Origin of the sequence: Komagataeibacter oboediens (assembly GCF_018491655.1) — a bacterium.
Lineage (GTDB): Bacteria > Pseudomonadota > Alphaproteobacteria > Acetobacterales > Acetobacteraceae > Komagataeibacter > Komagataeibacter oboediens.
On sequence record NZ_JABLUU010000018.1, the window covers coordinates 57,675 to 74,627 of the forward strand.

A 16,953-nucleotide genomic window follows, 5' to 3' on the forward strand; every position below is an offset into this window, starting at 1 on the left:
ATGAGTCGTGGAGGCGTGCATGGGTTTCAAGCAGACCGTCTCAGCCAGATTCTGGCTGTGCGCCGGCTTACCCAAGCACAATTAGCATCTCTTGTTGGGGTTTCACCCGGCACCGTTAGCAAATGGAAAGCGGGAACGCAGGCCCCAGAATTTGAGGCGCTAAACAGACTGGCTTCGGTAGTGAATGTCACACCTGACTGGTTCATGCAGCCTTACCGGCCATCGCTTTCGACGCCCCTCTTTCGGAGTAACGCAGCCGCCCACGTGGCTGCTCGGACAATGCTCGAAGGACGTCTGGAATGGGCTGAAGAAGTTGCCTGTGGTTTCACTGAGTTCGTAGACTTCCCAGACGTTTCTCTTCCAAAACGGGAATTTCAAAATCCAGAAGAAATTACCCAAGAAGATATTGAGGATTCAGCAGATGAATGTCGCAAACTCTGGCGCTTAGGACGTGGGCCGGTACAGGATCTGGCCCTCGCTGTAGAAAGCGCCGGTATTCTCCTCGTTAGAGAAGAAACAGGAATACCTCAAATCGAGGGGCTTTCAGGATGGAGCTCTAGGCTTGGACGTCCATGTATTCTCCTCTCCTCCGATAAAGACAATGGCTTTCGAGGGCGTTTCGATCTCGCACACGAACTTGGACACTGCATCCTGCATAAACATATTGAACGCGCAACTAACCGCGATCGATATAACATGATGGAAAAGCAAGCACATGCTTTTGCTGGTGCATTCCTTCTGCCGGCTGATGGTATCGGCCAAGACGCTCCCTTGCATCCTACGCTTGATGATCTACTAATATTAAAACGGAAATGGGGGGTCTCTGCTGCGGCAATTTTAATGCGTCTTAAGGCACTGGGCCTTGTGGATGATGATGAGGCCACGAATCTTTTCAAGCGTCGCTCAGCTCGTTGGGGTAGTAAAGCTGAACCTGGTGATGAAGAGCGTGCTCCGGAAAGACCAAGGCTTTTAGGCAGGACGGTCGATCTTTTAGTACGCGAAGGGGTAATGCCACTAGAGCATGTTTCCCGTCATTTTGGGCTTTCTGACAATGATTTGGAAATGATTACGGCGCTTCCCGTAGGGTATTTTAAAACAAAAGAAAAAGTAGTTACGCTTACCAGACTTCGTCAAGAAAAGGTTCCATCAAAAGAACGTAAGCTTAACCCTGACGGAGATTATCAAGCCAAGGTTCTGAATTTATCTCGTGGAGAAAAAGCCGGGAAATGATGAAAATGAAAACCCCATTCGGAGTAAACAATGCCTAGGGAGTTTTTTCTTCAATGGCTGAAACGAAAAACCGAAGATCTTACCAAATCGAACAGCCACAACGGGTCGATAAATGAGAAGATTTCGTTAATTTGGGTATCCTTGTTTTGGGAAAATAAATATTCTGGAGCGATGGGTGCGTCCTTATAGGATAATTCCATATAAAGGGAGGGCGATATGCAATTCCGGCTCTTAACGGCAATTATGGTATTTCTAGGATCTTACCTGCCGTTGGCAGTGATTCTTTTCTCCCAAAATATCGACTATAAAGCGTTGGTTCATGGATTCTGCTGGCCCCTCAAAACGGGAACTTGTTCGATCCCTGTGAATGACGCGAAATATTCGATTGGTTTTCTTATAATTACAATGATATGCTTTGGGATAACCATTATTTCTCTTTTAATAATTCGGCCAACCCAGGACATCACTGTTTGTGAAGCAGAATATGTTCCGACAGATCTCATGAACTACACACTTCCTTATGTGGTGTCATTCATGGGAGTCGATTACAATGAAACAAATAAATTTGTAGGTTTCTGTGTATTTTTGGGTTGGATGTTCTGGCTTACACATAAATCTGGACAGATTTTTCTTAACCCTCTTCTCATCGCTCTCGGCTGGAGACTTTACGACGTTACGTATTCATTTGCTGGAAGCCATACCCAACATAAAGGACGTGCATTGGTGAAAGGATATCTAGAGCCTGGTATCTACAAGCAATGGCCCGTCCAAGACATCCAAATTATTAAACCTTAGGATTTATCATGAATATTCCAGAATATTTGAGTAATTTTGACGTTAGCAATGCAGGCTTAACGGTCTGGCTTTTCAAGAAGTCCGGAGGCGCAGGTGGAGCAGCTCCCACTTATAACGGGCACTGGATAGCTACAAATGACGATCTCAATACCGCTTTGAAGGAAGCGATCATCGAAGCTAGAAGCAGTATCAAAGAAGTGCATGATTATGGCCTTCTTGCTCAGAACAACGAATCTAGCGCTCTTCTTATCGACACTGACGAAACCCACGCCAGCTTGATCGTCAATCAATCTGCAAACGCACTACCTCAAAAGAAAGTCAAAAAAGAGTCTCATATTACAAATACTTATTTTTTTGTTGTACGACTGACCGATGGGGAAAATGTACTTCACGCCGTAAGAAGAACAGATTCTTCATGGCGGACGAAACGCCGAAAGGAGGTAATTGATATAGTATTCAGAGAAAATGCATTAGCTTTGGATCAATCACCTTCCTTCTCCCTATCGAAGCACGTAGATTTTTTTATCGCTGCCGATAAAATCATTATTCCACACAAAGCAAATTTTGAATCTGTTCTACATTATCGGCAAGCTCATGCAGAGGAATTTAACGAGCTCCAAGCAGAAACAGATTTCTCGCAAATCTTTTCATCCTTGGATGCGTTAACAGATTTTGTAGGTAACAATAAAATTCAGCTCCGCCGTATGTGTTCAATACGTCAAAAAGGTCATTACAAAGATCCTGCTTTTATGAGCAGATTAAAGCAGCAGCATCTGACGTATGGTTTGACTTTAACGTTTAATGCTGCTGGACAGATCGTCCCTACACCTGAAACATGCCGTGATATCATAACCGCGCTTTTAGACCATCGTCTCGCGTCTGCATTTTCAGAGAATATTTACGACGTTCCTAATGCAACAGAGATCCCCTAGAAATCGCCTAGACAATGAGGGTCGACACCCAATAAAAAGCGCCTCAGAAGAAAGCTAAACGGTTCTTAGTTTTTTGGTCATAAGCTTAATCGCTGCCGCAGAGGTTCCCCACCGAAACGAGAATGTCTCTGAAACATCGAACCATCCTCTTCCGTCGCCGATCCCATGATTCGCTCCCATACACGAACATTGGCAGTCGTGACCGACAGCATTTCGACACGCTGGGGCACACTTCTCAATTTCACGGTAGGGTTGAATTAAATATAAACGCCCATAACGCTCCAATCCGCTATCAACAAAGCGATTGAGCCAACTTATTGGCAGTTTCCATGCCTTGATTTTTGGTGACCATTTTATTTCCGGTTTGCGAGTTCCGCTGGCAAGACTTCGTAGCCAAGTATTATTGTCTGAGCGATAGGGTAAACGCGCTGTAAGCTTTTCACCGGGTATGCCGGAACGAACGATAATTGGGATGTTGGGATTACTCCATTGAGCACGTATCTGAAGTGGAATATTGGTAAGATCCATCAATCACCCCATATCTATTAAAAAACTTCATTCCAAACCAACATCAGCTATTACCGAAAAAAGTCAATTATCTCCTCATCCCGCCTCTGATTGGGAGACACCATATTACAATGGACGCAGCTTAAGCCACGCAATCAATTACTTATGCTTACGGTGAAGTCCCCGGTTAATGGCTTCACTCAGATCGTGTGGTTACCGATATGTTTTATCGGTCAGCTTCCGTTTTGTAGGAGAAAAGGGATAGCGAATTTTGCCACCAAAGCCACACTCTGGCGCTGCGGAAAATGACCGGTTCCGGGCAGAACACGCCGCTCATAATGTCCCCTGAACAGATGATCCTTACTGGCTGACGTCTCCGGATCGTTACACGGGTCATCACCCCCGTGGATGACGAGCGTGGGCACATGAATGATCGGGTCGGCAACAACACGTTTCTCAAGGTCTTCGAATGCCGAGGAACGCTCAGCCAGCCCCCAGCGCACGCGATAGGAATGCAGCGTAATATCTGCCCAGTCGGGATTTTCGAATGCCTGAGCCGTCGCTGCTAATTCGTCTTCGGGAATTTGCCATCCCGGGTTCCAGATCGACCAGATATACCGCATGAATTTCTGGCGATCGTTCCGGATAAGTTCGGCACCACGATCAAGCCCCATCAGCCAGTGATACCAGTAATTCTGCATCTGACGGTAAGACATGGCCTGACCAGCATCATTTGTTCCCCATCCCACGGACAAGGCCACGCACGCTGCTATCCGGTCAGGTGCCAGAACAGAGGCGATGTAGGCAGTTCGCGCGCCCCAGTCATGTCCGATGATGCTGAAACGGGAAATCCCCACGACATCCGCCATTTCGAGCACATCCTGGGCGAGAGCCACAAGCTGCCCGTTTCGAGGGATATCTGCTTCCCGAAAGCACGTTGGGCCGCAACCGCGCAGCCAGGGCACATAAATCCGGAAACCAGCCGCATGCAGATCCGGCAGGAGCCGGTTCCATGTCAGCGCGTCGTCCGGCCACCCATGAAGCAAGATTACTGGAAATCCCTCTTCCGGTCCTGATATCCGACACGCAATGTCGAGTTGAGATGTTGTGATCGTTATGTGCTGCATGAGCGTACCTCCGCTCCTGCTATGCGCGCTTTCGTCTTAGCATAGAAACAGATATATAATTACATCATATCGCATTTTAAGATAAGAAAAGCTATGCTTTCGCCGATCTGCCTTCGCAGTTTTCTGACCGTCATTGATACCGGTGGCTTCACGGAAGCCGCACGGCATCTCAATGCCACCCAGTCGACAATCAGCGGTCATATCAAGCGTCTGGAAGAACAGGCTGGCCACCGACTTATGGAGCGCGATCGTGGCGGGTCTGTCGCACTGACGCTTCAGGGGCGGGAACTCATCGGTTATGCGCGTGAAATCCTGCGGCTGGACCAGGAGGCCCGATCACGTCTGGCCGGGACCTCTCTCACTGGTCTTGTAAGGGTCGGTCTGCCAGACGATTTTGCCAGCGGACGTGGCTTTACGCAGCTTCTCGCTGATTTCGCCCGACAACATCCCGACGCTCGCCTCGAGGTGGAGGTTGGTAACCGCGACCGTCTCCTGTCTGCCCTGGATGTAAAGCGCCTTGACCATGTGCTGACCAAGCAGGACCGGGCTGCCGGAGGTGAAATTCTTGCCAGGCGTACCGTGGTCTGGATGGGACTGACCTCTACCACCGGGGCTGTACCCCTGATCGTATTTCCCGAACCCTGCATCTATCGAGAGCGCGCCATCAGGGCGCTTGAAAAAGCCGGGATTCCCTGGACAGTCGCCTATGTGAGTCCCTCACTCGCGGGCATTCTGGCTGCGGTTAACGCCGGATTGGGGGTATCCCCTCTTGCTGAGGATCTGACAGAAGGTCTTGTCCCGAGTATCGTGAACCAGACCTTGCCGTCTCCTGGTTCAATCGATCTGGTGCTTCACTCGCGTGCGGGGCAACTCACTCGTGCGGCCACCGGGCTGAGCGATCTGATCCGGCAACATTATGGGGTAGCGGGTATACAGGGCGCCAAGAAGAACAATCTCGCCTGACGCTTGTCGCAACTTGACCACACGAGAGCGTCCAGTCTGCCCGTCTTACGCCAGTATTTGTACGACGCGCCTGTATCCGGGACTACCCATAACTACGATTCCGCACGCTGGAGCACGCACCGACGCGATCTTCCATATTACTGATTTCCATTGAAATAACAGTCATCTGTCCGGATCGTGTGTCTGTTTTCCTTGCCATACGGTCGGAAGAGAGCAACGATGACGGACAGACCCAGCCAGTCCACTGCCCCGGCGTATCGGCCGCCCGAGCCCGAGTTGCGGCTCGTCCTGCGGCCCAATGCCCCCGACCAACGCCTTGTGGCGCTTGTTCGCCTCATGGCGCGCCGCGCGGCACGGAATTGGTTCCGGTCACAGCAACAGGAGCAACGCCGACGCTCCAGACCGTAAAGGGAAGACCCACCATGAAGGTCGCGCTCTACGCCCGCTACTCGTCCGACAACCAGCGCGACGCCTCGATCGCCGACCAGCTTCGCGTCTGCCGCACCCACGCGGAGAAACAGGGCTGGAGCATTGTCGAGGAGTATACCGATCACGCGATCTCGGGCGCGTCCCTGATGCGGCCCGGCATCCAGGCGCTGATCGCCGACGCGCAGCGCGGACGGTTCCAGATCGTGCTGGCCGAGGCGATGGACCGTCTCTCACGTGACCAGGAAGATATCGCTGGCGTCTTCAAACGCATGAACTATGCCGGCGTACGGATCGTCACCCTCTCCGAAGGCGAGGTCTCTCACCTCCATGTCGGCCTCAAGGGCACGATGAACGCCCTCTTTCTGAAAGACCTCGCAGCCAAGACCCATCGCGGCCTGCGGGGCCGTGTCGAGTTGGGCAAGTCGGGCGGCGGCAATGCCTACGGCTATGACGTTGTGCGTAAGCTCGACACCAATGGCGAGCCCATCCGGGGCGACAGGACGATTAATCCGGCGGAAGCAGAGATCGTCCGTCGTATCTTCCGCGACTTCGCCGCCGGACTGGCCCCGCGTGCGATCGCGTTCCGCCTCAACGACGAAGGCATCTCCGCACCGGGCAGCGGCGCCTGGGGCTTCTCCACGATCAACGGTAACCGGGCGCGCGGCACCGGCATCCTTAATAACGAGATGTACGTCGGCAGACTGGTCTGGAACCGCCAGCGTTTCATCAAGGATCCGGACACCGGCAAGCGCCAGGCCCGCCCCAATCCGGAATCCGAATGGGTGATCCAGGAGGTGCCGGAACTGCGGATCGTCGATCAGGACCTGTGGGACGCCGTCAAGGCGCGGCAGGCCAGCGTCAGCGCCAGCCGGGACACGCGCGACACGTCATCGCCCGACCATTTCCGCGAGAAACGCCGTCCGCGCTACCTGTTCTCCGGCCTGAGCAAATGCGGCTGCTGCGGTGGCGGCTATTCGATGATCTCCGGCGCATTGCTCGGCTGCTCGACAGCCCGCAACAAGGGCACCTGCGACAACCGGACCAATATGCGCCGGGAAGAACTGGAACGGCGCGTCCTCGACGCCTTGCGTCACCACCTCATGGATCCAGAGCTGTTCGCCGAATTCTGCACGGCCTTCACCACCGAGATGAACCGGCTGCGCATGGAGGCGTCGGCCGACATCGGCGCAGCGGAATCAGAACTGAAACGGGTGGAACGCGACATTCAGCGCTTGATGGATCTCTATCTTTCGGAAGCCATCTCGATCGCGACGGTCAAGGAGCGCGGATCGAAGCTTGAAGCCCGGAAGGCCGAACTCACGCATTTCCTCGCGACCGCTGAAGCACCCCCGCCCCTGCTCCATCCCCAGATGGCAGAGTTCTATCATCGGCAGCTCGCGCGCCTGCAGGACATGCTGCATTCCGAGCTGGACGAGAAGCGCCAGGAGGCGGCCGAGGTGATCCGCTCTCTGATCGAGGCCATCATCCTCACCCCGTCCGACAAGGGACTACAGATCGACGTCCGGGGCGATCTCGCGGGCATTTTGACGATGGCGTCAGGCAGCGGACAAACAAAAACCCCAGCCCGTTACGGGGCTGGGGTTGGTGATGCGTTGGCATCGCAAGTTCAGATGGTTGCGGGGGCAGGATTTGAACCTGCGGCCTTCAGGTTATGAGTTTGACAACCGGGCCTACGCCGCACCGCGAAATATCCGCACCCCCTACGCCAATCTACACATATCCTATTATTTTAATTGCACAATTCTGGTAATTTGGCTCAGCTTCCTACGCCCGCTCACGCTGACGTTTCAGTCCCACTTGCATCCTATATGCATCCTGCGGAGGAAGCCATGCCCCGGATTTCAAAGCGCATCATCGCCACCCTTCAGCCTGCCGAGAAGGACTACATCGTCTGGGACGATCAGGTCGCCGGCTTCGCCTTGCGGGTCTGGCCTTCGGGCCGGATGAGCTATGTGGTTCATTACCGGACCAACGGGAGATTCCGTCGTTATACGATCGGCCATCATGGTCCATGGACGGCGGATAAAGCGCGGGATGAGGCGATCAGGATTCTCGCCCGCGTAAAAGACGGCGACGACCCCAATGTCGAACGCGGAGAGGAGCGCTCCTGCCCGACCGTCAGCCAGTTTAGCAGGACTTTCGTCGAACGGCATGTAAACACGCATCTAAAACCCACGACCCAAGCTGAGTACAAGCGCGCGATTGACCTTTTCATTGCGAAAAAGATTGGCAACCGGAAGATGGACGCCCTCACCCACTCCGATGTGGTCGCGTTCCATCATACCTATCGCCACATTCCCTATCAGGCCAACCGGACCCTGGGCGTTCTGTCAAAAATGTTCTCGCTGGCGATCCTGTGGGACGTCCGGAAAGATAACGTGAATCCCTGCCGGGGCGTTAAACGCTACAAGGAGCTGAAACGTGAGCGTTACCTCACGGCGGACGAACATCAGCGCCTTGGCCAGGCGCTCGATGATGCCCGTTCCACGATGCCTGAGGCCGTCAATGCGCTCCAGCTCCTGCTTTTAACCGGCTGTCGCCTGCGGGAAATCCAGCACCTGAAATGGGAATACGTCCATCTGGACGAAGGGATAATCAGGCTACCGGACACCAAAAATGGTGCCCGCACGGTTCAGTTAGGCGAAAGTGCGGTCGGCTTGCTTGGAGGCATCCCAAGGGTCGAGGGCAATCCCTATGTCATCACAGGACGGAAAGAAGGTGGCCACCTGACCGATCTGGAGAAGCCGTGGCGGCGCATCCGAAAGGAAGCCGGGCTGGAGGATGTCCGCATTCATGATCTCCGCCATTCCTTTGCATCCGATGCGCTGGAACTGGGCGAGGATCTGATCATGATCGGAAAACTGCTGGGCCATCGGGATCTCAAATCGACCGCACGTTACGCCCACCTCAAGAAAGAGCCGATCCAGCGCGCGGTCAAAGGGATCGATCTCAAAATCTCCTCCGCCCTTTCCGCAACAAAGGTCACACCAGTCACCGCCGTCGAGTAAGCGGTTACAGGCTTTGCCGATTTGGGCGTTCCTTCTGGAATAGTCGGCCGAACGCAGCGCATCGCCCCACAAGCAGATAGAGTGCTGGGGTCGTGAACATGGTCTGTGCCTGACTGACCAGCAGGCCGCCGATCAGCGCGATGCCCAGCGGCTGGCGCAGTTCCATGCCGTATCCTCCCATCATTACCAGCGGCAGCGCGCCGAGGGCCGCGGCAAAGGTGGTCATGACGATGGGCCGCAGCCGCAGCAGGCAGGCCTCGCGGATGGCGCCCCGTGACGTCAGGCCGCGTTCGCGTTCGGCGTGGAGAGCAAAATCCACCAGCAGAATGGCGTTCTTCAGCGAAATGCCAGTCAGCAGCAACATGGCGATGACCGCCATGCCCGAGAACGACAGCCCGAACAGGTCCAGCGCCATGATGGCCCCAATCCCGGCCGAAGGAATGGTGGAGAGGATCGTCAGCGGATGCCACACGCTTTCATAGAGCATACCCAATGTCAGATAGACGGCCAGCACAGCGCCGACGATCAGGATCTCGCTGTCATGCATGCTTTTGCCAACATCTCCTTCATCGCTCTGCAACTCGCCGATGATGCTCTCCGGCAAATGGAGGTTGCGCCATTCCTGATCAATGATCGCCTGCGCCTGCGACAGGCTGACACCGGCTGCCAGTTCCAGCGCCAGAGAGGCGGAACTGGCATAGCCGATATGGGTGACGGCTACCGGATCAAGGCTGGGGGTGATGCGAGCCACCACCGACAGCGGCACCAGCGTCTCCGCTCCCGTCGCCACGGCCGAGCCGGTGGACGCATTCGCCCCGCCCGCCAGCGAATTGGCGATCTGGTTTCGAAACGCCGTGGCACCGGTCGATGCCGTGGTGCTGGCGGTGGCCGACGTGACCACCCGAATGGTGTTGGACGCCGAACTGCCCGACGCGGAGCCACCGGACGGGCTGATCCAGAACTGTTTCAGGATCTCCGGATCGCGCTGGAAGCGGTTTTCCACGGTCAGCACCACGTTGTATTGCCCGTGTGTCGTGTAGACGACCGAGGCGGTGGTCTGGCCCAGCGCATCGGACAGGGTGTTGCCGATCACCTGTGGCGTGACCCCGACACGGGCGGCGGTATCGCGGTCGATGGCCAGAGTGATGCCCTGCCCCGGCGGATCGACGTCTGGGTCAACATCCGCGAACTCCGGGTGATGCCGCAGGGCGCTCGCCAGTTTCCGCGTGGCTGGCCCCAGCAGCCGGTCATCCTCGCTGCGCAGGATGTAGCTGACCCCGCTGCTGTTCGACCCCACCCGCATCATGATGTTGCCCGGCGCCTGGGCATGGTATTCGGCATGGATATCCTTACCCATCCTGCCGATCACGCGGGTCGCGACTTCCGCCCCCGAAGGCCGCCCTGTGGACAGGTCGCGCAGCGTGGCGAATACCATGCCGTGGCTGGAGCCTTCGCCGGTATCGAGATAGGCGATGACATGGTTAACAGCGGGATCGGACAACAGGACCTGACTGAACCGCTCCAGCCGGGCTTTTGTCTGGGCCAGCGAACTACCGCTGCCACGCGATCCGCCCGAGACGATGCCGATATCCTGACGCGGGAACACGACCTTCGGCATGCGGGTGAACAGGACCACGCCCACCAGCAAGGTCAATGGCAGCAGCAAGGCCGTCTTGCCAGGATGGGTCAGGCAGATTTCCAGAGTGCGGCGATACAGGCTACCCCTATGTTTTTCATGATCCAGAAAATCGACGGCAGACACTTCTGGCTGAATGGTCATTCTGTCTTCGGCAAACCGCATGCACAGCGCCGTCAGGCACGGCGTCACCACGCAGGACAGAACCAGCGACACCGTGACGGCAATACCGACGGTGCCTGCGAACTCCCGGAACAGCCGTCCGGTCAGACCGGAGGCCAGCCCGATCGGCAGGAACACCACCAGCACCGACACGGTAATGGAGAGCAGCGTAAACGCCACCTCGCTGGCTCCGGCTATGGCCGCTTCCTCAACGGACAGGCCACGCTCACGCATGCGGATGATGTTCTCGATCACCACGATGGCGTCATCGACCACCAAGCCCGTGACCACCGTCAGCGCCATGAGCGAGAGATTGTCCAGCCCGAAGCCCGCCAGATGCATCGGCCCGAGGCTGGCGATCAGGCAGCACGGCACGATGATCGCGGCTGCCACGGATGCCGTCCACGAGCGCAGGAACACCCACACCACGGCCAAGGCCAGAACACAGGAGGCCAGCAGCGTCACCAGCGTATGGCGCAGCGAGGAGCGGATCACCGCCGAGCCATCCCGCGCCACGGCAATATCCGCGCCCGGTGGCATGAGCGTACGCAACTGTGGCAGACGGGCCTTCACCGCATCCACGATGCCCACCAGATTGGCTCCCGGCTGGGCACGGACCATCAGCGTCAGGGCCGGTCTGCCATCAAAGAACGCGGCCGCGTTTACGTCCTGCATGCTGTCGGTGACGGTGGCCACATCCCGCAGCCGGATCGGGCGCCCGCTCTTGTAGGCGATGACCAGATCCCGATAGGCCGCGGCATGTTCGGCCTGATCATTGACGGCAAGCTGGTAACGCCGGTCCCCCATGTCGATCACGCCTTTCGGCGTATGCGCATTGGCCGAGGCCAGGGCCGCGCGCAGATCTTCAAACCCGATCCCGTATTTGAAGAACAGCAGCGGGTTCATCTCCACCCGCACGGCGGGCGCGGAGCTGCCCATAAGGGTGACATCCCCCACACCCTGCACCTGCAGCAGCATGGGCCGCAGCGTCGTGTTCACCAGATCATACAGCTTCGCCATGGACTGCAGGCCCGGCGTCACCGCAAGGATCAGCACCGGCGTCGCATTGGGGTTGGCCCGGTGATATTGCGGGTCCGATCCCGGCGTGGTCGGCAGGTCGCGTCGCGCAGCCCTGATCGCCGCTTCCACGTCACGGGCTGCGCCATTGAGATCACGCCCCAGCTCAAACCCCAGCGAGATGGAGGTCTGCCCCCGGATGGAGGAAGACATCATCTGCGTCACGCCGGCAATATTGCCCAGATGCCGTTCCAAGGGGGCTGCCACCGTGCGGGCCATGACCTCGGGCGAACCGCCGGCGTTGGACGCCGAGACCGAGATCACCGGCAGGTCGACATCGGGCAGGTCCGAGACCGGCAGGAGGGGCAGTGCCATCAGTCCCGACAACACGGCGGAGAGCAGCAGCAAAAGTGTCGCCACCGGGCGACGGACGAACCAGGCGATGAATTTCAAGGAAGATGTCCCGTCCCTACGGGAGGGCTCTGTCTATAAAGACGATCGGCCGCTGCATTTTTTCAGCGGCTGGATGAAAAAAATGCTTCAGCGCTTAGCGGATGTCCGCATCACCGGTGGCCGGTACCGGCGTCACGGTAATGGCGGCGGCCTGCACGGCCAGCCCGTGTTCAGCCGCGGCCCGGCGCAGCAGGGCCGCCACTTCCGGCATCCGGCACGGAATCTTCCGTCCCGTTCCCGCCTCGACAAAGGTGACGGCCAGCCTGCCTTTGCGTTCGGGTGCGATGCCGTAATGCCACAGGCGGTCGGGCGAGACGTCGCGGCGCAGGATGTCGCGGGCGACGAGCAGGTTCAGGTTGCGCTGGATCGAGCCCTGGCTGGGCGGATGGCCGTCGGTCATGGTGCGCAGGGTCTTCCAGATCTCGATGGCGGTGGCTCCCGCACCCGCTTCAAGGATGCCATGCAGCAGCACCCGGCGCAGGTCGGTCATCTTCACGCCTGCCTCCCGGCAGCGGTCCTCAAGCTTGCGCACCGCATTGCGACTGGCGCCCATGCCGGGACGGATCTGGTTCAGGGCGGGCGGAGAACGACGGTGTTCGGAAAAGGCGAGCATGATGATGATCCTGTCACGATCAGAATAAGGGAATGGCCAGAAACCTCAGTTCCTGTCGGGGTGGATGTAGAATTCGACGGGCACGGTCAGGGTGATCGGATCCCCCGCGACACTGTCCGGCGGGATGGGGAGCGGCTGGGCGCGTTTGGGCAGCGCTATGGCTTCCTGGTCCAGCAGCGCATGGCCGGAACTGCTGGCCAGCGTCACCGAGAGCACATGACCCTTGCGGTCCATGGAAAAGGTCACGGTCGGCACGCCTTCCTGATGGTCGGCCATGGCATCGGACGGGTAGCGCTTGAACTTTTCCAGTTGCGCCAGCAGCGCGCCCTGCCAGGTCACCGGGTCATGCGACGCATGGGCCGATGACGAACCGGGCGCGGGGGCCGCCTGCGTGGGCGCCGGTGGCGCTTCCGAGGAGGGTGGCGCGGTTGTCGCCTCTGCCGGTGGCGTCTTGTCCGGGATGGGCTTTTTGAGCATCGGCACCGGCTTGTGCTTCTTCACCAGTTTCTTTGGCTTCTCGGGCTTGGGCACCGGGATTGGCGGATTGGGCGCGGGCGACGGCGGGGCCGTGATCTTCGGCGGCTCGACCGGGGCCGGATCGGGAATGGACTGGGTCTGCTTCGGGCCGATGGGCGCATCGGTCGGCGGCGTCGGTGTCGAAACGGGTTCCGGGGCCATGTCGATGGCAATGGCGGCAGGCGGTGGTTCGGGCACGGCCATAACGGGTGGCGGCAGACGCATGACCCACCAGACTGCCCCGCCACTGACCGCGAGCACGGCGAGGAAGGACAGGCCCCAGCGGAGCGCATCGTGACGTCGGGCCAGACGGGCCTGCCCTCTCTGCCAGTCGGCGAAGGACGGTGGCACGGAAATATCCGCCCCCTGCGCCATATCCGTCAAACTGCTCACGGCGTGCCTCCCGCGACGGGAGTCGTGGCAGGAGCACCACCCGAGGTTGTGGAACTGGTCGGCACCGTTGTCGTGCCGGCTTCGCTGCCTTCCTCCTGTCCCTGAAGATTCACGAGTGCGACCTTGAGGTAGCCGGCTGAACGCAGCTTATCCATCACGCCCATCAGCGTGCCGTAATCGACGGTCCTGTCGGCCCGCAGGAAGATCCGTTCGTCCCTATTGCCCTTGGTGGCACTCTCCAGCGCACCCGCCAGACCATCCATGGTGATGTCGTCTTCCCCCAGCGCCAGATTATGGTCGGCCTTCACTGTCAGGAACACCGGATCATCGGGGCGCGGCGTGGGTTTCTCGGTCGAGGATGGCAGGTCCACCGGCACGTTCACCGTGGTCAGCGGGGCAGTGACCATGAAGATCACAAGCAGGACCAGCATCACGTCGATGAACGGGGTGACGTTGATCTCGCTGGCTTCGTGCGGGCTTTCATCGGTATGGCGCATGCGGATCATGACGGCTCACTCCCCGGCCGCCGTGCGGACATCCCGCGCCTGCGGGCCAATGCGCACGATATTGCCCTGCGCCATGAGCATCTGCGTACGGCCCAGATCGCGTGAGACCAGACGCATGACCAGCGCAGTGAGGTCGGCAACCTGCGCGCGGCACGAGGCCGTCTGGCGGGCGAGATGGTTGTAGATCACCACCGCCGGGATCGCCGCAACCAGACCGAGCGCTGTCGCCAGCAGGGCCTCGGCAATACCGGGGGCGACCACGGCGAGGCTGGTCGCCTTGCTGGCGGCGATGCCGGTGAAGGAGGTCATGATGCCCCAGACCGTGCCAAACAGGCCGATAAAGGGTGACGTTGCACCAATGGTGGCCAGCACACCGGTGCCGCGCAGGAGCCTGCGTCCTTCAGCGGCCTCAAGACGTTCGAGGTGCAGGACGATGCGTTCCTTCAGCCCCTCGCTGTCGTCAGGAATGTCGGCAGAGCGTTTGCGCTCGGTCTCGGCGGCCATGACCAGCGTGTGGGCGATGGACGAATTCCCCCGTGTCCATTCCTCGCCAAGGTCCAGCGTATTGGCCTCTTCCAGCGCTTTTTCGGCCTTCTGGAGTTTAAGGCGCACGCGCAGCAGTTCGATCGACTTGGCGATGAAGATGGTCCAGGTCAGCAGCGAGGCCACAGCCAGCAGGATCATCACGCAGCGGACGACAGGACCGGCGTTGAGGAACATATCCCACGGGGAAAACGAGATCGGGGTCATGACTGACCTCCTTTGACAGACGGTGTGCGGCACCATGCCCGGATCAGGCAGGCAACCGTCACGATGAGAGGAATGGACAGGGCAGCCCAGGACAGGGCCAGCCAGATGCCGCGCTGGCCCAGCAGGGCGGACAGCAGGCCGAAGATGGTGAGTAGCCCCAATGCGATCGGCCATGGCCAGACGGCGACGGATGGGCGCGGGGTCACATCAGGCGAGGACGGCACGGGCATGTCGGGCGAAACGGCGTTCATCGCACGCCCTCCACAGGGGTATGCGCGAAACCCGCAGGCGCGGTGCCGTCGGCGTCATCCAGTTCGTAACCCAGCGCACGCAGACGAACATCGGTGGCGATCTTGCGCTTGCCAGCCCACAGCACCAGGCCGCTGACCAGCACGCCGATCACCACCACGTCCAGCAACGCCCACAGGATTTTCAGGGGCATGCCGCCATAATCGCCGAAATGCAGCGGGCGGGAGATTTCGAGGAAGCGCAGATACCACGGCATCGGATACGCCCCGGTCAGTTCGCCCGTGCGGGCATCGACCAGCACCGGCGTAAACAGGCGCGCCCGCAACGGGGTCGCCCCCCGGGTCCAGAGCACATAATGCACCGGGCTGCCAAAGGACGCGCCGGGGAAAGACAGGCCCGTGACCTCGTTACCGGGGGCGGCTTTTGCCGCCATGTCGAATGCCGCCTGCACGGACGACAGGTGATCCTGCGACGGCACCGGCAGATTGGCGTAGGGGCGCAGGATCTGCCGCACATCGGTTACGCGCCACAGGCCAAACAGCGGCGTCTGGAGTTCGTTGACCACCCCGGTAAAGCCCACCACCGTCGCCCAGACCAGTGTTGCGGCCCCCAGCAGGTTGTGCAGGTCCAGCCATGTCAGGCGTACCGCACGGTCGCGCCGGACGGAGCCGAACGGCAGGCGCTTCATGAACCGGCCATACAGCAGTGAACCGGACACCAGCGAGGCCACGAACACGCCGCCCATAAGGCCCAGAAACAGGCGACCCGGCAGTCCCGCAAACAGGCTGGTATGGAGCCGGTTGCAGGTGCTCACGATGATGCCGGTCCAGGTGCGCGGCTCCTTGGGCGCGTCTGCCGGGCGCGACTGCTCCAGCACCTTCGCCGTGCGGGCGTCGAACTTGATCCAGTGTCCGGAATGGCGGTCGGGATAGTTCTCGTCGTCCTTCAGGGCCTGCCAGCTTGGCGCCATGGAAACCAGCACTGCCGGTTCATCGTCATCCGGATTGACGCTGGTGATGATCTGGCCGGGATAGAGTGCGCGTGCCTTCTCCACGATGACATCAAGGCTGGCGTTCGGCGTTCCCGGCGGCAGAACCTCATAGGGCGGGTCATCGTCGCCGACGAACGTGTCCCAGATCTGCTCGGAAAACAGCAGCGGCAGGCCCGTCACGCACACGATCAGCAGGAACAGCGTGCAGACCAGGCTCGTCCATTTATGGACGACGAACCAGCGGCGGAGTGTGCGGGTGATCATCGGCCTACGCCACTTACGAGTGCGTCTAATACTGATTCGCAATAACCTGACCGACACATATCCCACGCCTCGCATCTTCAACGCTCCGGCCTGTCACCAGGCTCGCTACTATTTAAGACGACGGGAGACGGTTTTTTTCTAATAACGCGGAGAAAATTTCGCTTCGTCGGATACATTGGACCGATTTATCCGATGGTCCGACTATCCAATTGAGGCATCCTGCCCTGCCTCCGACAGCGTGCTGCACGCTCTGACACAAACACGTCAATTCGGACACGACTGACGTCATTTTCACGCTCTGCCGCGATTTCGCTGTCATCATCATTATATTCGGTCGGGGAGTTCAGGAAGCTCCTACTGAGCTTTTCACAGACACGCCCCTGACAGGCAA

General features: G+C 58.5%; 15 protein-coding genes and 1 pseudogene. 7 read left to right on the forward strand and 9 right to left on the reverse strand.

The annotated features are described in order from the left end of the window. The 4 genes and pseudogenes from HNO79_RS17525 to HNO79_RS13780 all read left to right on the forward strand — a co-directional run. Positions 1-192: pseudogene (locus HNO79_RS17525) on the forward strand (helix-turn-helix transcriptional regulator); the annotation flags it as partial. 87 nt (positions 193-279) lie between these two features. Beyond that, entirely contained in the window at positions 280-1,230 is a 951-nt protein-coding gene (locus HNO79_RS13770) for an ImmA/IrrE family metallo-endopeptidase (protein ID WP_214165605.1), read from the forward strand. 216 nt (positions 1,231-1,446) lie between these two features. Beyond that, complete coding sequence (locus HNO79_RS13775; RefSeq protein ID WP_025861816.1) at positions 1,447-2,025, forward strand: hypothetical protein; 579 nt, start codon at positions 1,447-1,449, stop codon at positions 2,023-2,025. A gap of 8 nt (positions 2,026-2,033) precedes the next feature. After that, positions 2,034-2,957 (forward strand): Kiwa anti-phage protein KwaB-like domain-containing protein, encoded by a 924-nt coding sequence (locus HNO79_RS13780; RefSeq protein WP_214165606.1) that lies wholly within the window; start codon positions 2,034-2,036, stop codon positions 2,955-2,957. A gap of 54 nt (positions 2,958-3,011) precedes the next feature. On the opposite strand, the gene HNO79_RS13785 is transcribed toward HNO79_RS13780, so the two are convergent. After that, positions 3,012-3,485 (reverse strand): hypothetical protein, encoded by a 474-nt coding sequence (locus HNO79_RS13785; protein WP_214165607.1) that lies wholly within the window; start codon positions 3,483-3,485, stop codon positions 3,012-3,014. Between the two features lie 212 nt (positions 3,486-3,697). Beyond that, the gene (locus HNO79_RS13790) at positions 3,698-4,591 is read right to left on the reverse strand and encodes an alpha/beta fold hydrolase (protein WP_214165608.1); all 894 of its coding nucleotides are present in this window, start codon (positions 4,589-4,591) and stop codon (positions 3,698-3,700) included. A 93-nt stretch (positions 4,592-4,684) separates the two neighbouring features. On the opposite strand from HNO79_RS13790, the gene HNO79_RS13795 reads away from it, so the two are divergent. From HNO79_RS13795 to HNO79_RS13805, 3 genes are all read left to right on the forward strand, one after another. Beyond that, complete coding sequence (locus HNO79_RS13795; protein ID WP_214165609.1) at positions 4,685-5,554, forward strand: LysR substrate-binding domain-containing protein; 870 nt, start codon at positions 4,685-4,687, stop codon at positions 5,552-5,554. A 422-nt stretch (positions 5,555-5,976) separates the two neighbouring features. Beyond that, a complete protein-coding gene (locus tag HNO79_RS13800; protein ID WP_214165610.1) occupies positions 5,977-7,659 on the forward strand; it encodes a recombinase family protein in 1,683 nt (560 codons plus the stop codon). Positions 7,660-7,833: 174 nt separating this feature from the next. Beyond that, positions 7,834-9,012, forward strand: coding sequence for a site-specific integrase (locus HNO79_RS13805; protein WP_214165611.1), 1,179 nt, complete (start codon positions 7,834-7,836; stop codon positions 9,010-9,012). Positions 9,013-9,016: 4 nt separating this feature from the next. On the opposite strand, the gene HNO79_RS13810 is transcribed toward HNO79_RS13805, so the two are convergent. The 7 genes from HNO79_RS13810 to HNO79_RS13840 form a co-directional block, all read right to left on the reverse strand. Then, the gene (locus HNO79_RS13810) at positions 9,017-12,280 is read right to left on the reverse strand and encodes an efflux RND transporter permease subunit (RefSeq protein ID WP_214165612.1); all 3,264 of its coding nucleotides are present in this window, start codon (positions 12,278-12,280) and stop codon (positions 9,017-9,019) included. Between the two features lie 94 nt (positions 12,281-12,374). Then, on the reverse strand, positions 12,375-12,893 hold the full coding sequence (locus tag HNO79_RS13815) for a Fur family transcriptional regulator (RefSeq protein ID WP_214165613.1): 519 nt from the start codon (positions 12,891-12,893) through the stop codon (positions 12,375-12,377). A 45-nt stretch (positions 12,894-12,938) separates the two neighbouring features. After that, positions 12,939-13,802 carry an energy transducer TonB family protein gene (locus tag HNO79_RS13820; protein ID WP_214165614.1) on the reverse strand — a complete coding sequence of 288 codons (864 nt, stop codon included), beginning with the start codon at positions 13,800-13,802 and terminating at the stop codon, positions 12,939-12,941. Continuing rightward, positions 13,799-14,308, reverse strand: coding sequence for a TonB system transport protein ExbD (gene exbD / locus HNO79_RS13825; RefSeq protein WP_214165615.1), 510 nt, complete (start codon positions 14,306-14,308; stop codon positions 13,799-13,801). The genes HNO79_RS13820 and exbD overlap by 4 nt, the downstream gene beginning before the upstream one ends. A 6-nt stretch (positions 14,309-14,314) precedes the next feature. Beyond that, positions 14,315-15,058, reverse strand: a complete 744-nt coding sequence (gene exbB, locus HNO79_RS13830; protein ID WP_116703404.1) for a tonB-system energizer ExbB — start codon at positions 15,056-15,058, stop codon at positions 14,315-14,317. Continuing rightward, a complete protein-coding gene (locus tag HNO79_RS13835; protein WP_214165616.1) occupies positions 15,055-15,309 on the reverse strand; it encodes a hypothetical protein in 255 nt (84 codons plus the stop codon). Before HNO79_RS13835 ends, exbB begins: the two co-directional genes overlap by 4 nt. Then, the gene (locus HNO79_RS13840; protein WP_214165617.1) at positions 15,306-16,562 is read right to left on the reverse strand and encodes a PepSY-associated TM helix domain-containing protein; all 1,257 of its coding nucleotides are present in this window, start codon (positions 16,560-16,562) and stop codon (positions 15,306-15,308) included. The genes HNO79_RS13835 and HNO79_RS13840 overlap by 4 nt, the downstream gene beginning before the upstream one ends. Positions 16,563-16,953: the final 391 nt, after the last annotated feature.